General features: G+C 56.7%; 24 protein-coding genes. 16 read left to right on the forward strand and 8 right to left on the reverse strand.

Features of this window, described 5'->3' with window-relative positions:
• The first annotated feature begins 9 nt into the window (after window positions 1-9).
• The gene (locus DFT_RS06500; RefSeq protein WP_054030423.1) at window positions 10-399 is read left to right on the forward strand and encodes a nuclear transport factor 2 family protein; all 390 of its coding nucleotides are present in this window, start codon (window positions 10-12) and stop codon (window positions 397-399) included.
• Window positions 400-879: 480 nt separating this feature from the next.
• Here DFT_RS06500 and DFT_RS06505 read toward each other — a convergent pair whose 3' ends face one another.
• Together DFT_RS06505 and DFT_RS06510 are read right to left on the reverse strand one after the other, a co-directional pair.
• Complete coding sequence (locus tag DFT_RS06505) at window positions 880-1,329, reverse strand: DUF4442 domain-containing protein (RefSeq protein ID WP_054030424.1); 450 nt, start codon at window positions 1,327-1,329, stop codon at window positions 880-882.
• 39 nt (window positions 1,330-1,368) lie between these two features.
• Window positions 1,369-2,826, reverse strand: coding sequence for an amidase (locus tag DFT_RS06510; RefSeq protein WP_054030425.1), 1,458 nt, complete (start codon window positions 2,824-2,826; stop codon window positions 1,369-1,371).
• 301 nt (window positions 2,827-3,127) lie between these two features.
• Here DFT_RS06510 and DFT_RS06515 point away from each other — a divergent pair, with 301 nt between their 5' ends.
• The 9 genes from DFT_RS06515 (at window position 3,128) to DFT_RS06555 (ending at window position 12,025) form a co-directional block, all read left to right on the forward strand.
• Window positions 3,128-3,868: a TetR/AcrR family transcriptional regulator gene (locus DFT_RS06515; protein WP_054030426.1), complete on the forward strand. Its 741-nt coding sequence runs from the start codon at window positions 3,128-3,130 to the stop codon at window positions 3,866-3,868.
• Window positions 3,869-3,937: 69 nt separating this feature from the next.
• On the forward strand, window positions 3,938-5,209 hold the full coding sequence (locus tag DFT_RS06520) for an ABC transporter substrate-binding protein (protein ID WP_054030427.1): 1,272 nt from the start codon (window positions 3,938-3,940) through the stop codon (window positions 5,207-5,209).
• Window positions 5,210-5,304: 95 nt separating this feature from the next.
• On the forward strand, window positions 5,305-6,183 hold the full coding sequence (locus DFT_RS06525; protein ID WP_054030428.1) for a branched-chain amino acid ABC transporter permease: 879 nt from the start codon (window positions 5,305-5,307) through the stop codon (window positions 6,181-6,183).
• The gene (locus tag DFT_RS06530) at window positions 6,177-7,220 is read left to right on the forward strand and encodes a branched-chain amino acid ABC transporter permease (RefSeq protein WP_054030429.1); all 1,044 of its coding nucleotides are present in this window, start codon (window positions 6,177-6,179) and stop codon (window positions 7,218-7,220) included. Before DFT_RS06525 ends, DFT_RS06530 begins: the two co-directional genes overlap by 7 nt.
• 3 nt (window positions 7,221-7,223) lie before the next feature.
• Window positions 7,224-7,958, forward strand: coding sequence for an ABC transporter ATP-binding protein (locus tag DFT_RS06535; protein ID WP_054030430.1), 735 nt, complete (start codon window positions 7,224-7,226; stop codon window positions 7,956-7,958).
• Window positions 7,945-8,649 (forward strand): ABC transporter ATP-binding protein, encoded by a 705-nt coding sequence (locus DFT_RS06540; RefSeq protein ID WP_054030431.1) that lies wholly within the window; start codon window positions 7,945-7,947, stop codon window positions 8,647-8,649. Before DFT_RS06535 ends, DFT_RS06540 begins: the two co-directional genes overlap by 14 nt.
• 18 nt (window positions 8,650-8,667) lie before the next feature.
• Window positions 8,668-10,026, forward strand: a complete 1,359-nt coding sequence (locus tag DFT_RS06545) for a CaiB/BaiF CoA transferase family protein (RefSeq protein WP_054030432.1) — start codon at window positions 8,668-8,670, stop codon at window positions 10,024-10,026.
• The gene (locus tag DFT_RS06550; protein ID WP_161807090.1) at window positions 10,019-11,353 is read left to right on the forward strand and encodes a CaiB/BaiF CoA transferase family protein; all 1,335 of its coding nucleotides are present in this window, start codon (window positions 10,019-10,021) and stop codon (window positions 11,351-11,353) included. The genes DFT_RS06545 and DFT_RS06550 overlap by 8 nt, the downstream gene beginning before the upstream one ends.
• A gap of 153 nt (window positions 11,354-11,506) precedes the next feature.
• On the forward strand, window positions 11,507-12,025 hold the full coding sequence (locus tag DFT_RS06555; protein WP_054030434.1) for a hypothetical protein: 519 nt from the start codon (window positions 11,507-11,509) through the stop codon (window positions 12,023-12,025).
• 30 nt (window positions 12,026-12,055) lie between these two features.
• Here DFT_RS06555 and DFT_RS06560 read toward each other — a convergent pair whose 3' ends face one another.
• Complete coding sequence (locus DFT_RS06560; protein WP_054030435.1) at window positions 12,056-12,784, reverse strand: succinate dehydrogenase iron-sulfur subunit; 729 nt, start codon at window positions 12,782-12,784, stop codon at window positions 12,056-12,058.
• 43 nt (window positions 12,785-12,827) lie between these two features.
• On the reverse strand, window positions 12,828-14,561 hold the full coding sequence (gene sdhA / locus DFT_RS06565; protein ID WP_054030436.1) for a succinate dehydrogenase flavoprotein subunit: 1,734 nt from the start codon (window positions 14,559-14,561) through the stop codon (window positions 12,828-12,830).
• Between the two features lie 621 nt (window positions 14,562-15,182).
• On the opposite strand from sdhA, the gene DFT_RS06575 reads away from it, so the two are divergent.
• The 3 genes from DFT_RS06575 (at window position 15,183) to DFT_RS06585 (ending at window position 18,283) form a co-directional block, all read left to right on the forward strand.
• A complete protein-coding gene (locus DFT_RS06575) occupies window positions 15,183-16,094 on the forward strand; it encodes an SDR family oxidoreductase (RefSeq protein ID WP_054030438.1) in 912 nt (303 codons plus the stop codon).
• A gap of 12 nt (window positions 16,095-16,106) precedes the next feature.
• On the forward strand, window positions 16,107-16,913 hold the full coding sequence (locus tag DFT_RS06580; RefSeq protein ID WP_054030439.1) for an alpha/beta hydrolase: 807 nt from the start codon (window positions 16,107-16,109) through the stop codon (window positions 16,911-16,913).
• A 71-nt stretch (window positions 16,914-16,984) separates the two neighbouring features.
• Window positions 16,985-18,283, forward strand: a complete 1,299-nt coding sequence (locus DFT_RS06585) for an FAD-dependent oxidoreductase (protein WP_054030440.1) — start codon at window positions 16,985-16,987, stop codon at window positions 18,281-18,283.
• 13 nt (window positions 18,284-18,296) lie between these two features.
• Here the strand turns inward: DFT_RS06585 and DFT_RS06590 are convergent, their stop codons facing one another.
• The gene (locus DFT_RS06590; RefSeq protein ID WP_054030441.1) at window positions 18,297-18,740 is read right to left on the reverse strand and encodes a PaaI family thioesterase; all 444 of its coding nucleotides are present in this window, start codon (window positions 18,738-18,740) and stop codon (window positions 18,297-18,299) included.
• Window positions 18,741-19,311: 571 nt separating this feature from the next.
• Here DFT_RS06590 and DFT_RS06595 point away from each other — a divergent pair.
• A complete protein-coding gene (locus DFT_RS06595; RefSeq protein WP_054030442.1) occupies window positions 19,312-19,623 on the forward strand; it encodes a hypothetical protein in 312 nt (103 codons plus the stop codon).
• A 130-nt stretch (window positions 19,624-19,753) separates the two neighbouring features.
• Complete coding sequence (locus DFT_RS06600; protein ID WP_054030443.1) at window positions 19,754-20,728, forward strand: extracellular catalytic domain type 1 short-chain-length polyhydroxyalkanoate depolymerase; 975 nt, start codon at window positions 19,754-19,756, stop codon at window positions 20,726-20,728.
• Between the two features lie 292 nt (window positions 20,729-21,020).
• On the opposite strand, the gene DFT_RS06605 is transcribed toward DFT_RS06600, so the two are convergent.
• The 3 genes from DFT_RS06605 to DFT_RS06615 all read right to left on the reverse strand — a co-directional run bounded on the left by DFT_RS06605 (window position 21,021) and on the right by DFT_RS06615 (window position 23,607).
• Window positions 21,021-21,209, reverse strand: coding sequence for a hypothetical protein (locus tag DFT_RS06605; RefSeq protein ID WP_054030444.1), 189 nt, complete (start codon window positions 21,207-21,209; stop codon window positions 21,021-21,023).
• A 234-nt stretch (window positions 21,210-21,443) separates the two neighbouring features.
• Window positions 21,444-22,295 (reverse strand): hypothetical protein, encoded by an 852-nt coding sequence (locus DFT_RS06610; protein WP_054030445.1) that lies wholly within the window; start codon window positions 22,293-22,295, stop codon window positions 21,444-21,446.
• 403 nt (window positions 22,296-22,698) lie between these two features.
• Window positions 22,699-23,607, reverse strand: coding sequence for a TolC family protein (locus DFT_RS06615; RefSeq protein WP_200907036.1), 909 nt, complete (start codon window positions 23,605-23,607; stop codon window positions 22,699-22,701).
• 535 nt (window positions 23,608-24,142) lie between these two features.
• Between DFT_RS06615 and DFT_RS06620 the strand changes: the two genes are divergently transcribed.
• Window positions 24,143-25,042: a phosphate/phosphite/phosphonate ABC transporter substrate-binding protein gene (locus DFT_RS06620; RefSeq protein ID WP_054030447.1), complete on the forward strand. Its 900-nt coding sequence runs from the start codon at window positions 24,143-24,145 to the stop codon at window positions 25,040-25,042.
• Window positions 25,043-25,065 lie beyond the last annotated feature (23 nt).

Genomic DNA, 25,065 nt, shown 5'->3' on the forward strand with positions numbered 1-25,065 from the left:
AGGATGAACATGATCGAAGATACGATGAAAGCCTGGCACCATGTTGTCACTTCCAAGGATGAAGCCGCTTTGGACGCCATTCTGGCCGATGAAGTGGTGTTTCACTCACCGGTCGTGCATACGCCGCAAGCGGGCAAACCGATCACCAAACTCTACCTGACCGCTGCCATGCACGTGCTCAATAACGGGACTTTCAAATACTTGCGCGAGATCGTATCGGGGAACCATGCCGTCCTCGAATTTTTGACCGAGATCGACGGCATCGTCGTCAACGGTGTGGACATGATCACCTGGGGGGCGGACGGCAGGATCATCGACTTCAAGGTCATGCTCCGACCGCTCAAGGCGATCAACCTGATTCATCGCATGATGGGGGAAATGCTACAAAAACTGAAATAATCCCGTAGGGGTTCTGACTGAATACTATTCATTAAACCCGGCGTGGATAGAGCAGGTGGTCGATGCCACACGCCAAGCGGTCAAGTGCCGGTAACATGCACGGCGGGCGGCCCAGAAACTCGCTGCGCTCAAACAGTCTGGGCCGCATATCCGCCGTTTGCATTCAACCGGCACTATTGACCGCAGGCTCACGTGGCCCTGGCCACCTGCTCCACCCACGCCTGCCATGTCCGTTGCCATGCGAATTTCTATCGAATTCCTTCTGTAATGCATGCCCTTCAAGGTGAATCACATTCAGTTGGAATTGCTGATAATCCCGGAGTGAAGAATTGACAGACACGTAAATAGCTATCGCTGGACGGCGCCGTAAGGAGTTCAAGATCAAGGCGTGCGAAATTCCGTGTCCTGAGGCGTACTTGTCGTACGCCGCAAGGACCACGGGATGAGCGCAACGCAGATATTGGGCTTCTTACGGTGCCGTCAAAGGTTGTCTTTTTTGCGGATGTAGAGCGTCTTGACCACCATGGCCACGATGTCGCCCTGTTCGTTCTTGATGGGTACCGTCAACTCGGGCAAGAAGACCCGGCCGTCTGCGGTCTCTCTTTTGATTTTCTCAACGAGCGCCTGGTCCACATGGAATTCGGCCGTGACGGTCCCCTTTCCGGGTTTGACGAACTTGATGCTGGACGCTTTGTCCCACACGACGTACTTCGGTCCGAGGATCTGGATCAGCATCAGCATGTAGAATGGGTCGGTCATGGCATACAGCGATCCGCCGAAATGGGTGCCCACGTAGTTGCGGTTGTAGAAGCGCTCTTTCATCCGGATCGTGATACGCGAGTAGTCGTCGGCCACGTGCGTGAGGACGATGCCCGTGCCCAGGTAGGGTGGATAGACGTTGATCAGAAGCTTGAACAGTTTCGGATTCATGATTCGGCTGTGTGTTCTCTTTAATAAGTTGTTATCACCCTATGGCACATATCCCGGCGGGGGCTCGAAACCGCCGATGATCCCGGCCAGCTTTTGGGCGACATCGATGGGCGTGCGGTCTTCCAGGAAGGGCCCCACGATCTGCACGCCGACCGGCAGGCCGCCGTCCGTGCGACCGATTGGTGCGCTGGTGGCCGGCAGGTAGACATAGGTCGCCAGGCCCGCCCAACGCAACAGGATGCTGTAGGGCTCGGTCTTGCCGTTGACCATGACGGTGCGCTCGATGGGTTCGCCCTTCTGGTCGTGCACGATGGCCGGCAGGCTGGCCACCGGGCAGAGCAGCACATCGTAATCCTTGAAAAAATCGGCCCAGATGCGGCGATGGCCGTGACGCTTGGCATTGGCCGATAGCCATTGGCGGTGCATCTGGGTGGCATCGCGGGCGAACTGTCCCAGCTCGGTCTCCTCGCTTTCGGTACGGGCCACCTGCTTGAGCAGTTCGATGAGATCGGCCGGTGCGCCGGCGGCGAGCACCGGGCTGAGCAGCCGCATGAAGGTTCGGAAGGCATCGGCCGGATCGATGGCAGGCCGTGCGGTTTCGTCCACGCGGGCGCCGGCGCCCCTCAAAGCGGCGACCATCTGCGCCAGGCATGCCTTGACCGAATCGTCCACCGGCATGGCGGCATCATCGAGCCATGCGGCGATGCGGTATTCTTTCAGCGTCCTGGCGCGCGGCGCGGGCAGCGACAGACGGTAGGCGGTGGCATTCCATTGACCGGGCCTTGCGAGCAGGTCCAGGGCCATCTGCAGGTCGTCGGCACTGCGGGCCAACGGACCGGCCACGGAGAGATCCGCCTCTGAAAGGATGCCCGGCGGCGGCGGGACATGGCCGCGGAACGGCACGATGCCGTGGGTCGGTCGGTGACCGTAAACTCCGGTCCAGGCAGCGGGGACTCGGATCGAACCGGCGATATCGCTGCCGATTTCCAATCCGCACAACCCGGCGGCCAGGGCCGCCACAGCCCCGCCGGATGACCCGCCCGGCGTGCGTTCCAAGTCCCAAGGGTTGTTGGTCGTGCCGAAGATGGTGTTGTAGCTCTGCGAGTCGGCGCAAAACTTGGGCACATTGGTCTTGCCCATGATCACCGCGCCGGCGTCGACATAGCGCTGAACCGCGTCGGCGTGGGTTTTGGGAATATGGTTTTCATAGATCGTGGCACCTGATGTAGTGCGCATCCCGGCGGTTTCGAAACCATCCTTGATCGTCACCGGCACGCCGTGCAGCGGCCCCATGAATTTCCCTTTGGCAGCCAGTTCGTCCGCTTTTTTGGCTTGAAGACGGGCTCCCTCCACATCCATGGTCACCACGGCGTTAATCCGCGGATTGTAGGTTTCGATGCGTTGAAGATAGATGTCGAGCAGTTCCCTGCTCGACATCTTGCCGTTGCGGATCATTTGCGCCAGTTCAGCGGCCGAACGAAAGGCAATGTCATTCACGTCCAATCTCCTCCATGGTTTATCGCTGATTAGCAGGACCGCAAGCCTTTTTCAAGTCGCCGATTCCTTCGAAAAAAATGGGCAATTTTAATTTCTCATAGTGTGGATAAAATATTTCATTCATTTTCTTAATAACGCTAAATTCATGTTGACTAAAGCATCAATTCCTTTTATCCAAAAAAAGACACGCCACGAAGCATTTTATCACCGGCGCGATACATCCCAGGCAGTAAATAATTCCATAAGGCACCCGATTCATCCGCCTTTCTGGTTTTCGGACGGCGGCACAAAGGAGGGTGATTTGGCCAAGGGCAGGAAGACCGGTCCACGCCGGGAACAGATTCTCAGGGCAGCGGAGCAGGTCTTCGCGCAGAAGGGATTCCACACCGCCACCATGGCCGAGATCGCCAAGGGTGCCGGCCTTTCGGAACCCACCCTCTACGAGTATTTTACTTCCAAAGAAGATATCCTGTTCACCATACCGCTGGAAACTTCCCAAAAAATCGGCGAGTTGATCGATTTTCACCTGGCTATGGCCAAAGGAACGGTCAATAAGCTTCGGGCGATCATCTATATTCTGCTTTGGATACACCAGACCAACCCCAATTATGCCGCAGTCAGCTATCTCATCCTCAAACAGAACAGCCGATTTATGGAAGCCGAGGGATATCAGGTGCTGCGGCAGCGCATGCGCCCCCTGATCGACGTGATCCGTTCCGGCATCGCCTCGGGCGAAATCAAATCCGGTTTTACGCCCTACCTGATTCGTTCTGTGCTGTTGGGGGCGATCGAGCATCTCACCATTCGCAAACTTTTGTATCGAACCGACGACAATCTTCTCGATTACGTCGACCCGTTGGTTGAACTGGTGATGGGGGGGGTAGAGGCGGATCGCTCCCAAAACCCGTTCACGTTCAAGGTGAACGTCGAACCTTTGGATCCACGATCACAGCCCGCGGCGTCAATCGGACCGACGTCTTCTACAAAGGAACAACAGACCGTTACCAAGCAAAAAGGACGCAAGTCCGTCGATCAGGGATAATCAAGGCCGTCGGGATTGACGGCAACGGCGTTAACTCTTTCCAAAGCCACGTCTATCAAGGAGGCTTCAATGAACAGAAAAAAGAGTGGGGTGGTCGTATCCGTTGTCCTGTTTTTCATCTTGGCATTCTCGACCGGCGCGATGGCCCAGGCCAACGCACCGATCAAAATCGGATTCATGGGCAACCTGTCGGCGGCGTTCTCCCTCAGCGCCAAAGGCGCCGCCCAGATGGCCGTTGACGAGATGAACAGCGCCGGCGGCATTGCCGGACAGCCTTTGGAACTCATCGTCGAGGATACCAAGGGGGAGATCCCCAAGGCCGTGGAACTCTACAAAAAGCTGGTCATGACCGACAAAGTGACCGCGGTGGTCATCGGCGAGAAGGTCGAAATGGCCGTGGCCGGCATGGAAATCGGCGCCGAGCTGTTCAAAGAATTTCCCCATATCATGTTTTCCACCATCGGATCGGGTGATGTGATCTGGCACCATGTGCGCGACAACTACGAGAAGTATAAGTTCGGATTTCAAACCTACTATTCCGTGTCGACCAACTACCTCAACATCTGGGGGCCTCTCAATGCCCAGGTGTTCAAGGGGCTGGCCGGTGCCAAAAAGGTAGCGCTGGTCTATGAGGACATGGAGTGGACCAAGCCGCTGCGCAAAGGACTCAAGGATGTGTCGCCGCCGTTGAAGGAGGTCTATTCCCAGAACGGCCTGAAAGTGGTTTACGAGACCACCCTCTCCACCGACCAGAAGATGTTCACATCGGTTTTCGAAGAGATCGCCGCCATGGAGGCCGATGTGATCGACGCCACGGTCGGCTATATCGACGAAGGCGCGCTGATCAAACAGTGGGAGCAGTCCAGCGCCAGGGATTTGCCGCTCTATATATGGGGTGGATTGGCCGGCATGCCGCCGGCATGGAAAGTGACCGAAGGCAAGTGCCTCGGCGTGCTGGTGGGCTCTTCCATGATCCGTGTGCCCATTACCGAGAAGACGATTCCCTTCATGGACAATCTGGTGGGCAAGTACAAGGTCGGACCCATTTTCGGGTCCCATACCACCTACGACACGCTCTACGGTTTCAAGAAGGCGGCCGAAAACGCCGGTGGCGCGGGTAATATAGAAGCCCTGATCAAGAGCCTGGAAAACGTGGAGGAGGTCGCGGTGCTCGGCACCATCGGTTGGGATCCGAAACTGCACTACAACTTGCCCTATCCCAAATATGTCACGCCGATCGTGCAGTGGCAGAAAGAGGGCGACCAGGGGGCCATGAAGGTGATTTTCCCGGCGGAATACGCCAACGCCAAGTATATGTCACCCGCGGAGCTGAGAAAGTAACACCATAGAAGAGAAAAGAAAGGCGTGCGGCCCTTGCGGATCTATATGAACCGTTGTGGGGAGGCCGCACGCCAGGGATAGAGGAGTGTCTGTCCATGCTCGTCTACAAACTGCAATCCGTCCTGATGTACGCCTTTGTCTGGGGATCGATCTACTTGTTGATTTCCTTGGGGTTTTCCCTGATCTGCGGCGTGCTGCGGATTTTCCACCTTGGCTATGGCGTCACCTTTGTGTTGGCGGCCTACGGGACCTGGGCGTTGATGCACGAGTTGCACCTGGGCTTGTGGCCGGCCATCGGTGTGATGTTCGTCGTGCAGATCGTCTTTGCGCTGTTGGTGTTTTACAAAGGGATATTTCAGCGCTATCTCGAGCAGGAGGAGATTTTACTGACCCTGTCGATGCTGGTGTTTCTGGCCGTGACCCATATGGCCAACTACAGCTATCCGGTAACCGCCGGTGTCTCCATTCCCACGACGATCATCGACGGTACGTTTAAAATCGGCAAGGTCCGGCTCTCCTACCAAATGCTCTTCGCAGCCCTCACGGGTATAGGGGTTACCCTTGCGTTCGTCTGGATGTTCCTCAAGACCCGCGTCGGATTGATCATCCGGGCCATGAGTCAGGATATCCAGGCCTCCCGTCTCATGGGGGCCGATGTCAGCAAAATGTACTTTCTGGCCATGGCGTTGTCGGTCATTCCACCGACCATCTGCGTATTGATGATTGCGCCGTTCTGGAGCGTCGATCCCCTCATGGGGGCGCCGTTGCTTACCACGGCCATGCTGGTTTCGATTCTGGGCGGCCTGGGCAACCTCAAAGGCAGTATCGTGGCCTCTTATCTGATTGGATTCATTCATGCCTTCATCAGCTTCTTCTATGTGTCGCGATTCATGGGGTTCGCCGCTTTGGTCATCACCTTGCTGGTCATGATTTTCAAGCGGGGCGGCCTCTATCCCGGAGAAACCATATGGTAAAGTTCGAGCTCAAACGTGACCGCATCATCGCCCGCTGGCGGGACCGGAAGTACGAATATATCATCGAGCCGCGCTACTGGCGCAATCCCTGGATCGGTGTCCTGCTCCTGGTCCTTCTGCCGCTGGCCATTTTCCGGTATCCGGCCTTTCTCACCATGTTCACCACAGCCAACCTGCTGGCGGCCATTACCATCCCGCTGGGGCTACAGTTGGTCGGCACCGCGCGTGTCAACTTCGGGCCGCAGCTCTATCTCGGCATTGGTGGCTATACGGCTGCCCTGCTCAATCTGCACCTGGGTTGGCACCCCTTCCTGACATTTTTGGCCACCATCGTCATGTGCGCCGCCATCGCCTTGATACTCAGTCCCATTACCTGGATCGCCAAGGGGCTCTACTTTTCACTGATTACCCTGATCCTCCCCCTGGCATTTCTGGACCTGACATTTATTTACGGCGATCTGTTCCGCGGTGAAGTCGGCCTGGTCGGCATGAGCCCCCTGCTCGATCTCGGGCGCGTGACCTGGAACTATGTTTCCTATTATTACCTTTCGTTGGCGTTGATGCTCTTCTATCTTCTGGTGGCGGACAAAATCGGCCGATCGCGCTACGGCGTCACGCTGGCCGCTATCAACGAAGATGAGGACGTGGCCCGGATGATGGGGGTCAACGTCAGCCGCAACAAGGTTTTTTACTACGTATTTCCTTCGGTGCTGACCGGCATCGTGGGCTGGTTCATCGTCCATACCTTCCGCACCTTCGCCGGAGTCACCTATTTGCCGCTGGACTATATGCTCAAGATCCTGATCATCATTCTCATCGGCGGCCGAGCCTATTCCTACGGTGCGGTCTGGGGGGCCTATTTCGTCGCCATTCTGGAAGATGTGATCCGACCGTTGGGGCCAATCAATTACGTCGTTTTTCCATTGGTGCTCATTGCGGCCATCGTATTCCTGCCGCGGGGCGAAGGGCTATTCGGCCTCTATCACAAGCGACACCACCGGGATTATTTCCCGCAGCTCAAGGTAAGGAGAAATTAAGTCGTGCTCGAAATACAGGGGCTGCACAAATCGTTCGGGGGGCTGCAAGCCGTCAGGGATGTCGGCTTTTCGGTCCGAGAGGGAGAGATCGTGGGGTTGATCGGCCCCAACGGCGCCGGCAAAACAACGGTGATGAACCTGATTTCCGGCGCCTTCAAAGCCGACCGGGGATCCATCCGTTTTCTGGGAGAAGAGATAAGCGGTCTGCCGTCCAACAAGATATGTCATCGGGGGATCTGCCGCACCTACCAGATCCCAAGGCCGTTTTACGCCATGACGGCCCTGGCGTCGGTGACGGTCAGCGTTCTCAACGGCGGGCATCGGCCGAATATGAGCCTTTTCGATGCCTCTTTCGAAGCCTCGTACTACCTGGAGTTCGTCGGTCTGTTCGCCAAACGCGACACTCTGGCGCGCGATCTGAATCTGTATGAACTGCGCATGCTCGAATTGGCCCGGGCACTGGCCACCGTGCCCAGATTGTTGCTGCTCGACGAAGCCATGGCCGGCTTGAACCCCGGAGAGGCCTCTCGTGCCCTGGACATGATCTGGAGCGCCCAGGACCAATTCGGCATCACCATCCTGTGGATCGAACATGTGATGAAGGTGATCATGGCGGCCGCCCGGCGCATCGTTGTGCTCCAGCATGGCCAGAAACTGCTTGAGGGGACGCCCAAGGAGGTGATCAACGACGAGCGTGTCATCAAGGCCTATCTGGGAGGTCGCCATGTTGTCCATTAAACGATTGAATGTCTCCTACGGCGTCATTCCGGTGCTACACGATTTGGGGCTGGAGGTCCGCCAGGGAGAGATCGTGGCGCTGGTGGGATCCAATGGCGCGGGCAAGACGACGTTGCTCAATACCATTTCAGGGATGCAATCAGCGACTTCCGGCGAGATTGTGTTTGAAAGCCGTCGTATCGACCAAATGGCGCCGCACCACATTGTAGCCGCCGGAATTTCCCATATCCCCGAGGGCCGCAAGATATTCCCCTATCTCTCGGTGCGCGAGAATCTGATGATGGGTGCCTGCCAGCGCGAGGCATGGTCCGGGCGACAGGAGATGATGCGCCAGGCCGCCGAAATGTTCCCTATTCTGGGTGAAAGATCCCAGCAGCGCGCCAGCCTGATGAGCGGCGGCGAGCAGCAAATGCTGGTGATCGCCAGGGGGTTGATGTCACGGCCCAGGTTGCTGCTCATCGACGAGCCCTCGCTCGGGCTCAGCCCGGTGGTGATGGAAAATATCTACGATATCATCCAGACGTTTCCCAAGATGGGCATCACGGTATTGCTTTCGGAGCAAAATGCCCAGATGGCCTTGGAGATCGCCGACAGGGGTTATGTGCTTCAGGACGGCCAGATCGTCCTCGAAGGGCCAGCCGGCGAACTCCTCGACAGCGAGATGGTGAAAAAGGCCTATATCGGCGGATGAGTGAACAGGAGCAAGGTTATGCACGATGATTACTTCGCCTTCACCGAGAAGCTTTTCACATCCCAGGAGGCCGCCGACAAGCCTGAAGCATTGAAGGGCGTCCGCGTGCTCGACCTGTCGCACATGATTTTCGGTCCCACGGCCGCACGGGTGCTGGCCCAGTATGGTGCCGAGGTGATCAAGGTCGAGCTGCCGTATACCGGGGATTATTGGCGGTCTTCGACCTATTGGGGCAAATACTGGAAGCACTCCAACCCGCTTTGGCATTTCATCAACCACAGCAAATACTTCGTGGCCATCGATGTCAAGGAGAAACAGGGGCTTGAGTTGATCCTTCGGCTGGCCGAACAGTCGGACGTGGTCATCGAAAATTTCTCCCCGGGTACGGTGGAGGCGTGGGGCATCGGCTACAGCAGTCTGCGGAAAAAGAACCCCAAGATCATTTATGCCAGCTGCAGCACCTTCGGCCAATATGGCCCGCAGCGGTTTTTGCCGGGTTGGGATCTGCTGGCCCAAGGCGCTTCGGGGATGCTCAGCGCAACAGGTTATCCAGACACGGAGAAGTATTTCAAGGTGCCCGATTTTTACGGCGACTTCTGTCCGGGGATCTATGCGGCCATGATGATCCTCATGGGGCTCAACTACCGGGAGCGGACGGGCAAGGGGCAGTTTTTGGATATCTGTCAGGCCGAAATTCTGATGCGCGCTTTGCCGCACTTCTCATATTTTTGCGATAAGGGAGAAGAGATCGGGACCACAGGCAGCCAGGACCCGAGCATGTCGCCCTCGGGTATCTTTAAAAGCAGCGAGGGGGCATTTGTCGCGGTAGCGGTGGCGTCCGACGAGCAGTTCGCCGGTCTCTGCCAGGCCATGGGAGAACCCCAACTGGTCGAAGATCCACGGTTTGCCAAGGCCTTGAACCGGTTGCAAAAAGAAAACGCAAGGGCGATCTGCCAGAAAACCGGCGAGTGGGTGGCAGGCCAGACCACGGACGCCATTATGGCACTGGCCGAACAATATCGTTTTCCGGCCTCGCCGGTATGCGACGATTTGATGATATCGGAAGACGCTTGGCGTCAGGAGCGTGGCAACGTAGTGGACTACGACGACACCATGTACGGACGCCTCAAACTGGAGCGCGGCACGGTGCGGTTGAGCGAAACGCCAGGCCGCATCAAATGGCTGAGCCGGCCGTTGGGGTATCACAACCGATACATATTCAAGACCCTTCTGGGCCTTCGAGAGGATCAGATCAAGGCGCTGGAGGCGGCACGGGTCGTCGGCTATTGGGACTACCGGGTCGGGCAGCGTCCCCCGGTCTACTACGACATCGATAATGATCCGATATTCAACTACCGGGATGAATCGCATGGCTGACAAGGAAAAAGTATATTCGCGTTATGTGCGCAAGGCCGAGGCCTCCGAGCGGATTGCCGACTGGAGCCGCATGCTGGACGGCATGGCATCGGCGGAAGGCAAGCCGGAAGTGCTGGACGACACCCTCGTGCTCGATTTGAGCTACGCCAATTTTGCCGGTTTGACCGCGGCTGGGCTGCTGGCCGAAGCCGGCGCGGAGGTGATCAAGGTGGAGCCTCCGGGCGGCGACCCCTCCCGGGTGGTCACACCGTTCGGCGCCCACCGCCAGGGGACCGGCCTGGGTTACCTGATCGAGTCGCGCAACAAGCGCCATGTATTGCTCGATTTCGAACAGGAGACGGATCGAGAAAAGCTCAAAAAATTGATGGCCCGGGCGGACATCGTGATCGAAACCTATGCCCCGGGGGAGTTGGACGCCATCGGTCTGGGGTATCGGCAACTTCGCGAACTCAATCCGGGTCTGATTTATGTGGCTATAACGCCTTACGGTCACACTGGTGAGCAAGCCAGGACCCATGGGCATATCCCCTGGTCGGATCTGACCAGCCAGGCGGAATCCGGGTTGGCCGCCATCCTGGGGGATTTGCCCGATGCGCCCGAACCTCAAAACTGGCCGACCCGGGCCGGCTTTCACGCTGCAGGCTACGCCGTTGCGGTGGAGGCCGTGGCCGGTGCCCTGGCCGCCTTGTTTTTCAAGCGGTTGAGCGGGAAAGGGCAGATGATCGATGTGGCTGCTGCCGACGCCTACTCCTCATGCGTGGGATTCCCTCCGACCATTGGTCATTTATGGAAGCGCGCCCGTCCACGTTACGGAACCTTGGATTACGGACTTTGCCCGTATGGATTCTTCAAGTGCAAGGATGGCTATGTGGCCATTGCCTGTTTCCGCGACCAGGATTTTCGGGCCGCCCTGAAAATTTTGAACAAATGGAATCTGGAAGAGGAGTGGCGGTACCTGATCGACCGCATCACCGACAATGTCGACAAGGTCCGGGAACTCAACGAAGACATTGAAAAAGCGGTGCGCAACTTCACCTACGACGAAATTTTCAGCAAATTTTCCAAATACAGCATCCAGGCCGCCGGCTCCAAGTGGCGCGGCGGCGGCATGCCGGTCACCACCAAGATGTTGTCACCCTCAGAGGTATTGAAGGTGGACCACTGGCAGAAGCGCCGCACCTTCGTGGAAATCGAAGCGTCCAATTTCGGGGTCCTGACCCTTCCGCTCGCAGGGAATATGTCTGAAACGCCCTTGCGGGTGAAATGGGTGAAAGCCGCTTTGGGCGAGGATAACGATTACGTATTCGAAAAGTATTTGAAGGGTTGAGAGGGTACCACACACTGGTTTTGTCTGTCTGATACCGCCTCTGGTGCTCCGTCTTGAAGCTTCTCCCAGCGCTTGCAATGCCGGGGATCCTGCTTAGCATAAAGTCAACATCCCAAACCAGCGGTCACTTAGTGGCCGGAAAAGGAGGCGGTCATGGTCGAACTAAGAACCCTTTCGCCGGAATCCGTTCCTTCAGCGTTGGAGATGGCCAAACGGTATCGCATGCTCAACGAGCCCCATGAGGCCGAAAGCATCTGCCTGGATATCCTGGCGGTGAAGCCCGATCATCAAGATGCTTTGATCACCCTGTTGCTGGCCCTCACCGACAATTTTGCCAACGAGCTGAATCCCTCTTACCAGATGGCCCTGGAGGTGGCCCAGCGCCTTTCGGACCAATACTGCAAGGCCTATTACACCGGTATTATCTACGAACGCCGAGCCAAGGCGCACTTGGGCCAGGGCGGTCCCGGGTCGGGCACTGTCGCCTACAGCTGGTTCGCCAAGGCTCTGGAGTCTTTCGATCAGGCGCTGAAGGGGTGCGATCCGGGCAATCAGGATGCGGTGCTGCGCTGGAATTCGTGCGCACGCATCCTCAACAGCCGTCCGGACGTCAAGCCCAGCGACGACGAACCATCCGAAATGTTCCTGGACAGCTACGAAACGCCCCATTGACGGGTCGCATCTTGATATGGGGGCGGGAGGTCAGTGCGTCTCACCGTCCCCGGTCTTGTGCTTTTCGATCATCTTCTTGGTCTGATTGATGCGCTTGGTGATGAGGATCGACCTGGGGCAGCAGCGCGTGCATTCAAAGTGGTTTTCACAGGCCCACACCCCCTCGGGCCGGTCCAGCGCCGGCAGCCGCTCTTCAAATCCGCGGTCGCGGCTGTCGGCCAGGAAACGGAAGGCCTGGGCAATGGCCGCCGGCCCGATGAAGGCCGGCAGCTTCCCGGGTATGGGGCAGGCCGAATAACAGGCGCCGCACAGGATGCAGTTGGTGGTGTCGTCGAAGCGCATGCGCTCCTCCTGGCTCTGGATGCGCTCCTTTTTCGCCACTGGTTCCGTGTTGATCAGAAACGGTTTGATCGCTTTGTATTTGTCGAAAAAGTTTTTTTGATCCACGATCAGATCGCGCTGGACCGGCAGGTAGCGCAGCGGTTCCACCGTGATGGTGTCCCCGTCTTTGGTCGCCACGTCCTTGATGAGCGTCTTGCAGGCCAGTCCGTCCTTGCCGTTGATCCGCATGGCATCCGAACCGCAGACCCCGTGGGCGCAGCTCTTGCGAAATCCCAGGGTGCCGTCCTGAAAACGTTTGATATGCATCAGGGCATCCAGCAATCGTGCGTTGGGATCGGCCTCCAGGGTGTACGTCTGGTCGTAAGGCCGATCGTCGGTTTCCGGATTATAGCGTTTGACTTTGAGGGTGATCTTCATATGTCACTCCTTATGCCTCTTTTCATCCGCGGGGCAAACGGCATCAATAGGTACGCGGTTTGGGTTCCCAGAGGGAGGTGTCCACCGGCTTGTAGCCGATGCGCACCGCATCGCCCTCCAGGAACGCGAGGGTGTGCTTGAGCCACCCCGTGTCGTCCCGCTCCGGAAAGTCTTCGCGGCTGTGGGCCCCGCGGCTCTCCCGGCGGTTCAGGGCCGCCGCCGCCGTGACCAGCGAGAGATCCAGCAGATTGGCCAGTTCGATCACCTCGAGCAGATCGGTGTTGAAACTCTTGCCGGTGTCCTGAACGCGGACCGTCCGATAGCGTTCGCGCAAGGCTTGGAGAGTGTCCACGGCGGCCTGCATATCGCCGGCATTGCGGTAGATGCCCACCTTTTCCATCATGAGGGTCTGCATCTCCTCCATGATGTGCCCACCGTGCGGTCCGGACTTGCCATCGGTCAGACGCTCGATCCAGGCCCGCGCCGGTCCGGCGTCCGTCTCGCTCACCCGCGGCGCATCGGCCTGTCGGATGAAGTCGCCGATGTGGCGGCCGGCCCGCCGGCCGAAGACCACCAGGTCGAGCAGGCTGTTGGTGCCCAGGCGGTTGGCGCCGTGCACCGACACGCAGGCGCATTCGCCGGCCGCATAGAGACCGTCGATCACCGTGCCCTTGTCGTCGCAGACCACCCGGCCGTGGACATCGGTGGGGATACCGCCCATGGCGTAGTGGGCCGTGGGCAGCACCGGTATGGGCGCATCCGCCGGGTCGATCCCCAGGTAGGTTTTGCAGAAGCTGGTGATATCGGGCAGTTTGCCGAGCAGGACCTCTTTGCCCAGGTGGGTGGCGTCAAGGTGCACATAGTCGTCGATCTTGCGATCCCCGCGCATGCCTCTGCCGGCGCGCACTTCCGTGAGAATGGCGCGCGAGACGATGTCCCGGGGGGCCAGATCGAGCAGGGTGGGGGTATACCGCTCCATGAAGCGCTCGCCGTCGCGGTTGCGCAGGATGCCGCCTTCGCCGCGAACCGCCTCGGAGATCAGGATGCCCAGCCCCATGATCCCGGTGGGATGGAACTGGAAGAACTCCATGTCCTGGAGTGGAATTCCCCTGCGGGCGCACACGGCCGGGCCGTCGCCGGTGTTGGCGAAGGCGTTGGAGGTGATCTTGAACATGCGCCCGAAGCCGCCGGTGGCAAAGAGCACGGCCTTGGCCGCCAGGATATGCAGTTCGCCCGTGGAGAGCTGGACGGCGACGACCCCCCGGCAGGTATGGTTGTCCAGGATCAGGTCGACGACCTGGTATTCGTCGAAAAAGGCGACCTCGTTCTTGATGCACTGCTGATAGAGGGTCTGCAGGATCATGTGTCCGGTTCGGTCGGCCGCATAGCAGGCGCGCTTGACCGGCGCCTCGCCGAAATTGCGGGTGTGGCCGCCGAAGCGGCGCTGGTCGATGCGTCCCTCGGGGGTGCGGTTGAACGGCAGGCCGCGGTTTTCCAGGTCATAGACCGCCTGGACCGCCTCTTCGGCCAGGATCCTGGCCGCCTGTTGATCGACCAGATAGTCGCCCCCTTTAACCGTGTCGAAGGCGTGCCATTCGGGTTTATCCTCCTCGACATTGCCCAGCGCGGCGCTGATGCCCCCCTGGGCCGCGCCGGTGTGGCTGCGGATGGGATAGAGCTTGGACAGGACTGCCGTTCGGGATCGCTGGCTGGCCTCCAACGCGGCGTAAAGGCCGGCGCCGCCGGATCCGACGATCACGGTGTCGAATTGATGCATCACGAGTCACCTCCTTGTAAAAAAGGCATGGGTCAGGAACTGGCGCCGGCTGCGCCGGGCTGTGCCGCAGTCGCATCGCAGGAATGGAAACCGGGGGAGTGGCCGCTTATCGAACGCCATTGTCGGCGATACGGGGTCCGTTGTCAATCCCGGCGCTCGGCCAACCGCTGAGCAGGACAACGGAATTCGGTGGACGCCAGGAGTTCTATCTGAATGTGATTCACCCTGAAGGGCGTGTTTTCCAAAGGTAGTTTGATAAAAAAATTCGCATGGCAACGGTATTGGCAGGCCCGGGTGGGGCAGGTGGCCAGGGCCACGTGAGCCTGCGGTCTTAGAGCCAGTTGAATGCGAACGGCGGACAAGCGGCCCAGACTGTTTGAGCGCAGCGAGTTTCTGGGCCGCCCGCCGTGCATTTTACTGGCTCTTGACCGCTTGGCGTGTGGCATCGGCCATCTGTTCCACCCGGGCCGGATTTAATGAATGGTATTGAGTTAGAATCGCTGGGTGGACATGGGGATGCTTTTCGGCTAAATTCTGAGAGCGATTGTAATCCTAATCCCATCCATAAGGCTGCTTCGGCGGCACATTGACATGTCTTCATCACAGAAAAAGGAGCGCTGCATGGCGGAAATCAGATTTGATGGCAGAGTAGCGATTGTCACGGGGGCCGGGCATGGCATCGGCCGGATGTATGCATTGGAGTTGGCTGCCCGGGGCGCCAAGGTGGTGGTCAACGATCTTGGCGGGGCGCGCGACGGCGCCGGGGCCGACCAGTCCGCTGCCGACCAGGTCGTGGCCGAGATCACGGCCGCCGGCGGCGAAGCGGTAGCCAACTACGACTCGGTGGCCACCATGAAGGGCGGCGCCAACATCGTGCAGACTGCGGTGGACGCTTATGGCAAAGTGGATATCCTGGTCAACAACGCGGGTATTCTTCGTGACAAATCATTTCTGAAAATGTCGGAAGAGGAGTGGGACCTGGTGATCGCGGTCCATCTCAAAGGCGCCTTCTGCGTCACCCAACCAGCGGTGAAATTGATGAAAGCGGCCAACTACGGCCGGGTGATCTTCACCTCTTCCACCTCTGGGCTCTACGGCAACTTCGGCCAATGCAATTACGGCGCCGCCAAGATGGGCCTGGTGGGCATCATGAACACCCTCAAGCTCGAAATCGCCAATTACAATATCAAGGTCAACACCATCGCGCCCACCGCCTATTCGCGCATGACGAGCGATATCTTCCCGCCCGAGTTCGAAAAGAAACTCAATCCCCAGTTCAATGCGCCCATGGTGCTCTATCTGGCTTCCGAAGAGAATGACGTGAGCGGCATGATTTATGTCATGGGCGCGGGGTGGTACGGCCGCACGGCCGTGGTCTCGGGAAAAGGGGTGTGCATCGGCAACGGAATCCGGGAGATTCATCCCGAAGAGATCCGCGACCATTTCCAGCAGGTCAACAGCCTGGCCGAAACCAAGCCCCATGCGAGCGGGGCCAATATCTTCGAGTACATGACGCCGCTGGTGTCCAAATAAAAGGGGGGCAAGATGGGGACGGTGAACGAATGGATGATGGAAAACAGCGCCGGGGCAGAACGTTACGTGCGCGAATGGCCCAATGAGAAGGCCGGCTGGATCGCCTTGCTGTGCCACGGTTATGGCGAGCATATCGGCCGTTACGACCTTTTGGCCGACGACCTGCGTGCGGTCGGGGCGGCGGTCGTGGGACTGGACCACGAGGGCCACGGCCGGTCCGACGGCGAGCGGGCCCTGATCTCCGATTTCGAAGCCGTGGTCGAGGACCTGCACCAGGTGGCCGTCAAGAGCATCGCGGGTCGGCCCGGCCTGCCCATGATACTCATCGGCCACTCCATGGGCGGCATGATCGCCGCGCGCTACGCCCAGCATCACGGCAAGGAGCTGGCCGCCCTGGTGCTCTCCGGCCCCATGTTCGGCGCCCGCGAAGTGCTCCAGCAGCTCATGGCCATGGACCCCATTCCCGAGATTCCGCTGGACCCGGCCGTGCTCTCCCGGGATTCGGAGATCGGGAAGGCCTATGCCCAGGATCCGTTGGTATATCACGGCGCTTTCCGGCGCGAAACCCTGTCGGCCATGATTTCAGCCATGGCAGCCGTCGAAGCCGGTCCGGGGCTGGGGGAGCTGCCCATGCTCTGGGTTCACGGCGAGTCGGACCTGCTGGTGCCCATGGCTGAAACGCGGCCCATGATCCAACACCTGCAAGGGAAGATCTACGCGGAGAAGATTTATCCCGGTGCCATGCATGAAGTCTTCAACGAAACCAACCGGGACGAGGTGATCGGAGAGGTGATCCAGTTTGTGAAGCGTTTCGTCTGATCGGTGACAAAAGGGTTCTGAGGCCAAATCCTGTCCGAAAGCCACTCGCGGTGTTTACAGGAGGACCGTTTATGAAAACGCTTCCAAAAGAAATCGCTGCCATCGTGGTTGGCACCGGCCCGGGCGGCGCCACCGTGGCCCGGGACTTGACGAAAAATCACCAGAGGGTGCTCATGCTCGAATGGGGGGACGACGCCCCGCTGACCGGCGGCGCCCTGCAAGGCATCAAATCCCTTCTCGTGCCGGGCAGAAGCCTGCTGTTCACACCGCAATTGCTCGGCCTGGTGCGCGGCATCACCACCGGCGGCAGCTCGGTTCTCAATTACGCCACCGCGTTTCCGGTGCCCTTCGACATGCTTGCGTCATACGGCGTCGATATTCGCCAGGAGGTCAAAGCGCTGCGGGAAGAGCTGCCGGTAGCGCCCCTCAAGGACGAGATGGTCGGCCCCATGTCCCGGCGCATCATGGAATGCGCCCGGGATTTGGGCTACGACTGGCAGAAACTCGACAAGTTGATGTACCAGGATCGATGGATGCCCGGCACGCCGTTCGGCCATTACGGCGACCCGCACGAGGTGAAGTGGAGTGCCCGCATGTTCGCCCACGAAGCAATGGCCAAGGGCGCGACGCTGATCAACGGCGCCCGGGTCACCCGCGTCCTCCTCGACGGCCGCTGCGCCGTGGGGGTTGAGTTCGTTCGCAAGGGAGAGAAAAAGCGCGCGTTCGCTCCGAGGATCGTGCTCTCCGCGGGCGGCATCGGTACGCCGGTAATCCTCCGGGCCAGCGGCATCGAGGGGGCGGGATTCGATTTTTTCTTCGATCCGCTCATCGGCGTCAGGGGTACGGTCCGCGATATCGATGTGCCGACCAGCGAGATCCCCATGAGCGCCGGCGTGCATCTGGCGGACGAAGGCTACATGATGACGGACATGGCCCATCCCTTCTTCACCACGGCCCTGTTTGCCGCCGGGGCATTGCGGTTCGATCAGATGGGGGCCCGGCGTTGCACCCTCCAGATCATGGTCAAGGCAAAGGACGAATTGGGTGGCCGGCTCACCAACACGGGCGGCGTGCGGAAGATGCTCGGCAAAGCCGAAAAAAGTAAGCTGCAACGGGGATATGAACGGGCCAGGGCCATATTGAAGCGAGCGGGGGCCCGGGAGATTTTCAGGACCCAGTACTTGGCCGCCCACCCAGGCGGCACGGCCAAGATCAGCGACCTCGTGGATTCGAACCTGATGACCGCCTATGACAACCTGTTCGTCTGCGACTGTTCGGTGATCCCCCAAGCCTGGGGATTGCCGCCGTCCATGACCCTGATCGCCCTGGGAAAACGTCTGGCAACGCATCTGCTCCGGAAAAGCGCCTGATCTTCGAATGCCATCAGCTCAAGCACTCGTTGAGGCCCTCGAACAGGATCATCTGGGTGCAGCGGAAGTGGGCGATGATTTTTCCGGTCTCCACGTGGGTCACCTGGGCGTCCCACACCTGGGTCATCCGGCCGCCGTGAGCTGCTCTGGCGTCACAGGCCAGCGTCCCCTCCCTGGCCGTTCCGGTAAAGTTGCTTTTCAACTCGATGGTCGTAAAGGCCTTGGCCCCCGGCGGCAGGTTACCCATGGTGCCATATCCCGCGGCCGTATCGGCCAGGGCGATGACCGCGGCCGCATGGAGATATCCGTTGGGCGCCAGCATGTCGGGTCGGATGGCCATGCGCATCCGCGCGGTGCCCTTGTCCGCCGCAAACACTTCGATGCCGAACATGCCGGGCAGCAGCCCGTCCCCGAGCCGCGTCAGCTTTTCGTCGATGTTGTCTAGTTTCTTATCCATCCTCGTATCCTTTCATCCCGCTCTCAGCGGACACGTTGTCGTGTGACCTTCAAGATTCGCTCTGCCAATCGGACGCAGCCGTTTGGAGAACGCAATATAAGGAGAGATCCGCCGGGTTCAATTTTGAAATCCTGTACAGATATTCTAGGGCACTCGTTCGCAATCTCACATCGGGCCAGCAAGTTGTTGATATCCGCTTTTATCCTTAGACCAGGTCCCATCGTCCTGCGCCAGTGGAGATGTATTTTGAATTTTCTATAAGAATTTAAATTTATTAATGAATATATAGGAATTGAAAAAATGTTCGTATACTTTTTTTATCCATACCGGCTTTTATCCCTGTCCATTTGAGCAAATGATAAATTGAAAACATTGACCTTGGCATCATTATGGTATTATAAATACTTATTCTACAAGGATTGCCCAAAACGAGACACCAGTCCTGTATTTCAATCCCTCCATTGGACGCGTTCCAGAGCTGCCCAGCTGATATTATTGACCACCGTATGCCTTGTAGTAGTTTCATACCAAGTTTCGGACTATCACAACTCAAACAAAAAGGAGAAACATCATGGACGTAAAGGACTTTTGTTCGGCAATGGAATCGGAAATGACCTCATGGAAAGCCAAGATGTATGATGCCATGAGAAAAATCGATAAATTAGGAACCGCTGAAAAAGAAAAGCTTCTGATGAACATCCAGGACCTCAATATGCTCATGGACGAGATGGCCCAACGGGTGGATCAGCTACGAACCGAGTGCCCGTCAGATTGGAGCCCCATCAAAAAGGAATTGGAGCAGGGAACTATCGACATGCGTGGCAAATATGAGGATACCATGGAATTCATCGGCAAGGCAGCACCGGTCTCGATCCCCGGATAGTTTGGATCCCAGGGTAATTGGGATCCTGAAAGACAGGCAAAAGGCCGAATGCCATCACTCGGCCTTTTTGCCATTTTTAAATAGAGCATCATCGATTAGCGATGATCCTGCCGGCAGGATGTTAAATTAAATGAACTATTCCCTGAAATTCAGTCCGATCGGCATCATTGCGTTGATTTTTCTCTTGGGTGCTTGCACTGGGTCATTGTCATCGACAAACATCAAGGGCCCATCCACATACAAGCAACGCATGGATCTTGTCACTGGCGGGTATCAGCGTTCCTACCGGGTACACATTCCTTCAGGTTATGACGGCTTAACCTCGTTGTCGCTTGTAGTCGTCATTCACGGTGCATTCGATACGGCCAGAGGCATTGAGAAAATTTCCGGATTCAGCCAGATCGCCGATCGGGAGACTTTTATTGTCCTTTATCCAGAGGGCATTGGGATTTTGGGCTATCTGCAACACTGGAATGCGGGACACTGTTGCGGAAAAGCCGCCAATGAGCAAATTGACGATGTGGGATATCTTGCCGAGGCTATAGAAGATGTATGCATGCGACTAACGGTGGATAGAAGCCGCGTTTATATGGTTGGTTTTTCAAACGGTGGCATGATGACTTATCGATTTGCAGCAGAACACCCCGATAAACTTGCTGCCGCTTGCGCCATCGCCGCAAGCATCGGTGGCCGTTCCAATGCGGCCGCACCATTATGGCGTATCCAAAAGCCCGATAAAAAGCTGCCCATCTTTATCATGCATGGCTTGAATGATGATGACATACCTTTCGCAGGTGGGCGATCGATGGTGCGAAAGGGCGATCGAAGCTATCTTTCCGTCAGAGATTCGGTCCAGTTTTGGATTGACGCCAATGGTTGCAACGGCCCTCCGGTGATTTCGGATTTATGCGGCGGCTGCGTACAGATCCAGACATGGCATGACAACACGAAAGCATCTGAAACGGTCTTGTGTGTGATCAAAAACTGGGGCCATATTTGGCCGGGACCCTATTTTACCGGCAAACTGGCCGACAATAATGCCCTGTATGGTTTTAATGCTGCCGAACTAATCTGGTCCTTCTTCAAGAAATTTCCTTGTACTTAAGCGCATCAAAAAAGGTGGAACTCCCAAATGGCCAAGTCCTACCATATCAGCATTGTTCGAACAATTTTCTAAAGGCAATGTCCGATGAATCCTTGCGGTCACATTTTCCACGCACCCTGCCTGCCCCGCCGGGCGTTGGGGAGATCTCATCAAAAATAACCTACTATCGGACGTTTACTAACTACATAGGCGGCGCAGCTCAGGGTCACACAACTCCCCCTGCGGTCCAAGTAGCGCATGTTTGAGGATGCCGCGATGTGGCTTGATTGGCTATGAACAGAAATAATAAATTTCAATCCTCTGAATCGACGATCGAAAGTTGCCCTGCGTAACGGCCAACCACGTCACCATCAAAACAGTTCGCCAATTCGGTCTCACTGATACTTTTAACATCCCTTAGCTCATTCAGAGGGCATACAAATTCGTTTCCGGCCATGTCTTTCACTCTCACGTAAACATCTTCTTTATTTTTTGCGTTCATGGACCATTCTCCTTTCTTTTAACATTGCTTCTTATAATGCAATTCGTTTCCTCCCGATCGATCATCGCTCATAAAATGGTTCAAATATAAATCAACTCATACAGATGGCATCTTTACTACTGCAAATCAGCCTAAATGAAATGACGCAACCCCTTGATCCAGTATCTGAAAAACGTCAGACTCCCATGTCCGCCCCCAAGAGCCTTGCCGTGACCATTCCCGCAGCAATTGCCTCTAACTGAGAGGAGCATCTTCACGCGTTGTGAGCTGGGTTAGAATTTCCCGCTGGGTCGTCCTCGGTTCGACCTTTTCAAGAATCAGGTTGATCAGTCGATCATAATTTTCGCTATCTTTTCGAGTATCTATCGCACCCAGAAGCAGCACGGCCTGGCGAATCCGCTCCAGCCACTTTACCGATGCCTGGTAATCAGAGAAAAAGTGGCCTAAATCGCGCAGCAAGACGGTATCGAATGAAGTTTCCGTTGGGAACCAATCCTCCGGTCGGCCTTCCTCAATGCGTCGCCATCCCAGATAAGACCCGGCCACTTCGCTATAAACGCTTTCAATTCGATGCCGGACCGATATGGGCAGCCAGTTCAGGTCCCCCAGTTCGGAAGCCATTACAGCACGGATCCATTCGGTCACAGAGCCACTATCCGCATTTGGGCGGTTACCTCGCGAAATCGCCCCGATAGCCTTCAGCCGCTGTAGGATGCTTCGGTAAAACCTTATCATCTCCTCTTCTGGAGTTGATGGTTGGCTGGACGAACGGTCCGAATCTGTGACTCCATCACCAATATTCAATCGCTGCATAATCTGCCGGAGTTGGTACCATGTGGGCAGCCATACCAAACGGCTTTTTATTTGTTCGGCGTCCCCGAAAATCTTTAAAAAACGTTTCATGCTGAGAATGAAGTAGATCCTTTTGGGGAAGGGTGACGGATGGGATATGAACCCCTGATGATCCCATACGAAGCATCCGACCTGGGGTTCCCATGGGAGGCCGGCCAACTTCATTTCCAGTGCCAGATCCAATAGCCGATCATCCATCGGAATCGGTGTCGGTGTATTGGTTGCCATCATCATAACGATCTCCTTGGCGGATATGGGCGGCAATTTTTATCAGAAGCATTTCCAGTTGCTGATTGATATCTAGAATTCAATTCTCGATTGTCAATGTCTGCAGCATGTTTTAGCGGTCAAAAAAATCAGCATGGCTGATTCTTGCTCAATCGATGCAATACAACACAGCCTCCTCAAGACCAGGACCTGAAAACACCCAGAGTTCAGTTCCCGATTATCCCGCATTTTGCCCGAATATTTTCGGTCCGGAACCCGTCTGTATCAGATCGAGCCGTTTATCAGCCTGAACCGCTTTCAGTTCACAGGGCGAAACTGAACCAGAAAAGAGTTTAAAGCACGCCCTTGCAGGCATTGTGATCCCTGTTCGTTGAAGCCGAAGGATCTGATACCATGCAGCAAATCTGGTCTACTGCTTGGACGGTTGCACCGGTTCCCGTCCTGGTGCGGCGATGCCGCGGCGTTCGAGCAGCGAACCATCGAGGCGGTATAGATTGATCAGGGCCTTGATGTAGTTGACCAGGGCGCGCACCTCGGCGAGGCGGCTGGCCAGCAGATCGCGCTGGGCCTGGGCCACCAGGTAGCTGGTCGACCGGCCCACGCGCAATTTTTCGGTTTCGGTGCGCAGCTTCTCTTCGTCGAACCGGCGGGTGGCCGACGAGGCGCCGATCTGCTGCTGGGTGCGGTCGACCTCGATGTGGGCGGTTCGCACGTCGACCTCCACCAGCTGGGCCAGGTTGTTCATCGCCTTCTGGGTCTGTTCACGGGTGAGCTGCGCCCGGCGATGAAGCGCCTCGGATTGCCGGTTGAACAGGGGCAATTGAAGGGTGAGGCCGGCCTGGGCATCGTAACTGTCACCGTCCAGGCGGTCGAAGGCATCGCCGAAGGCGTTGGCATAGCCGCTTTTGCCCAGGGTGACGAACAGGTCGAGCCTTGGCAGCAGTCCGTTGCGGGTCTTGACCAGTTCCAGTTCGCCGCGTTCGATCTCCAGGCGGGTCTGGTTGAGGATCGGGCGCATGCGCATGGCCACCGCCACATACTGGTCGACCGGTTCCAGCCGGATCTCGGGCAGGGTAGGCTCATAGATCAGCATCACGTCACGCTCCCAGATGCCCGGCTCTATCTGAAAACAGCTTTTATCATATTCGAGGGACTGCATTTCGGCAGCAAAGACATCAATCCGACCTCGGTCGCGGCCCCCTTCGGCGGCATGAAATAGAGCGGGCTGGGACGCGAGGGAGCCATCGAGGGCCTTGACAAGTATCTGGTGACCAGGCCTGGAGGTTTCTCCATTTGAAAACTCTGAGCGGTTTGCCACGATCGTCTCCTGAAAGACCCTCAAACCCATACCCAGCAGCGCCGATCAGACCCTTTTCGGTTTTGGCCCACGAATTCGCAATGGTCTGCGCATGATGTTCTCCACGGATGATGAACGGGTTTATTGGTTCGTGCACCTGCCTCCGACGACGACCGGTTGAGATAGCACCCCCAGTGGAGTGGACCAGATGATTTTTCCAACATAGCTGCATTTGCAGCTTCGTCGTGACCATATCGTCGATCCCACAGTGTATCAACAGCCACCTTGAGCTGTCCGGGCTGGTGGCAAACAGATACTCCTGTGGTCGGTCATCACAGGACTTGGAGACCCACAATTTTCTTGCGATGCTCTCAATTTATCACCATTCGTACCGAAAGGTTTAAAGTTATCATGCGAGTTGCCGATGTTTGAAAAGGGTCCCCCCCCATACTGATTTTTAGGGATGTGGGATTGTCCCGGCACAATTTGATGAAGGCTAACATTTTTTGCAAATGGGACTAAAAACTGCTTTTTCGATTATTGGTGGAGGTTTTTCATGGAATGGAAATGGTTCAAATCGTTTTTATTATGTGTGGCAGTTGTATCACTTGCAAGTATTTCCAGCGCACAGGAAGTGGTAAAGATCGGCGTTCTCGCAAAAGACGGTCCTGCAAAGGCACTTTCGCAGTGGAAGTCAACCGGTGATTACCTGACTGCCAATGTAACTGGTGTTCAATTTGAGGTTGTTCCACTCGATTTTAAAGATGTCAATCCAGCTGTGAAAGAAGGAACTGTTGACTTCTTTCTCGTCAACTCATCCATGTTCGTCGAAACCAAGGTTAAGTATGGCGCTGTTGCGGTGGCGACGATGGTCAATTCGAGGCAAGGGAAACCCTTGAAGGCTTTCGGTGGAGTAGTCATTGCAACGGTGGGCAACGATCAAATCAACAATTTGAATGATTTAAAGGGAAAGAGCTTTATGGCTGTTTCTAAATCCTCCTTCGGCGGATGGCAGATGGCTTACAAAGAAATCCTTGACGCAGGCATCGATCCTTTTTCCGATTTTAGCAAATTGGAATTTGGCGGAAAGCATGAAAATGTCGTTCTGGCCGTGCTCAACGGAGCCGTCGATGCCGGAACAGTCAGGACAGATACCTTGGAGCGGATGGCAGCCAGCGGCAGCATTTTCCTGGATGACTTCAAAGTGATAGGAAAACAGTCCCATCCTGAATTCCCTTTTTTGTGCAGCACCGCGCTCTACCCTGAATGGCCATTGGCAAGGATTTCTTCGACGCCTGTGCAACTTTCGGATAAAGTAGTAGAGGCATTAATGAAGCTTAAACCTGAAGATCAGGCGGCAAAGGATGCTAAGGTGGTTGGCTGGTCGGCATCGCTTGATTATGGCCCTGTTGAAGAACTCCAGAAAAAACTAAAAATTGGGGCCTACGCCAATTGAGTCAAATGCATTGCGCCGGATAT

The sequence above is a fragment of the Desulfatitalea tepidiphila genome, from assembly GCF_001293685.1.
Taxonomy (GTDB): domain Bacteria; phylum Desulfobacterota; class Desulfobacteria; order Desulfobacterales; family Desulfosarcinaceae; genus Desulfatitalea; species Desulfatitalea tepidiphila.

Coding starts and splice junctions, on each gene's coding strand:
- DFT_RS06500 (WP_054030423.1), top strand. CDS start 10: ATGATCGAAGATACGATGAAAGCCTGGCACCATGTTGTCACTTCCAAG.
- DFT_RS06505 (WP_054030424.1), bottom strand. CDS start 1,329: ATGAATCCGAAACTGTTCAAGCTTCTGATCAACGTCTATCCACCCTAC.
- DFT_RS06520 (WP_054030427.1), top strand. CDS start 3,938: ATGAACAGAAAAAAGAGTGGGGTGGTCGTATCCGTTGTCCTGTTTTTC.
- DFT_RS06525 (WP_054030428.1), top strand. CDS start 5,305: ATGCTCGTCTACAAACTGCAATCCGTCCTGATGTACGCCTTTGTCTGG.
- DFT_RS06530 (WP_054030429.1), top strand. CDS start 6,177: ATGGTAAAGTTCGAGCTCAAACGTGACCGCATCATCGCCCGCTGGCGG.
- DFT_RS06540 (WP_054030431.1), top strand. CDS start 7,945: ATGTTGTCCATTAAACGATTGAATGTCTCCTACGGCGTCATTCCGGTG.
- DFT_RS06545 (WP_054030432.1), top strand. CDS start 8,668: ATGCACGATGATTACTTCGCCTTCACCGAGAAGCTTTTCACATCCCAG.
- DFT_RS06550 (WP_161807090.1), top strand. CDS start 10,019: ATGGCTGACAAGGAAAAAGTATATTCGCGTTATGTGCGCAAGGCCGAG.
- DFT_RS06555 (WP_054030434.1), top strand. CDS start 11,507: ATGGTCGAACTAAGAACCCTTTCGCCGGAATCCGTTCCTTCAGCGTTG.
- DFT_RS06560 (WP_054030435.1), bottom strand. CDS start 12,784: ATGAAGATCACCCTCAAAGTCAAACGCTATAATCCGGAAACCGACGAT.
- sdhA (WP_054030436.1), bottom strand. CDS start 14,561: ATGCATCAATTCGACACCGTGATCGTCGGATCCGGCGGCGCCGGCCTT.
- DFT_RS06575 (WP_054030438.1), top strand. CDS start 15,183: ATGGCGGAAATCAGATTTGATGGCAGAGTAGCGATTGTCACGGGGGCC.
- DFT_RS06580 (WP_054030439.1), top strand. CDS start 16,107: ATGGGGACGGTGAACGAATGGATGATGGAAAACAGCGCCGGGGCAGAA.
- DFT_RS06585 (WP_054030440.1), top strand. CDS start 16,985: ATGAAAACGCTTCCAAAAGAAATCGCTGCCATCGTGGTTGGCACCGGC.
- DFT_RS06590 (WP_054030441.1), bottom strand. CDS start 18,740: ATGGATAAGAAACTAGACAACATCGACGAAAAGCTGACGCGGCTCGGG.
- DFT_RS06595 (WP_054030442.1), top strand. CDS start 19,312: ATGGACGTAAAGGACTTTTGTTCGGCAATGGAATCGGAAATGACCTCA.
- DFT_RS06600 (WP_054030443.1), top strand. CDS start 19,754: ATGAACTATTCCCTGAAATTCAGTCCGATCGGCATCATTGCGTTGATT.
- DFT_RS06605 (WP_054030444.1), bottom strand. CDS start 21,209: ATGAACGCAAAAAATAAAGAAGATGTTTACGTGAGAGTGAAAGACATG.
- DFT_RS06610 (WP_054030445.1), bottom strand. CDS start 22,295: ATGATGATGGCAACCAATACACCGACACCGATTCCGATGGATGATCGG.
- DFT_RS06620 (WP_054030447.1), top strand. CDS start 24,143: ATGGAATGGAAATGGTTCAAATCGTTTTTATTATGTGTGGCAGTTGTA.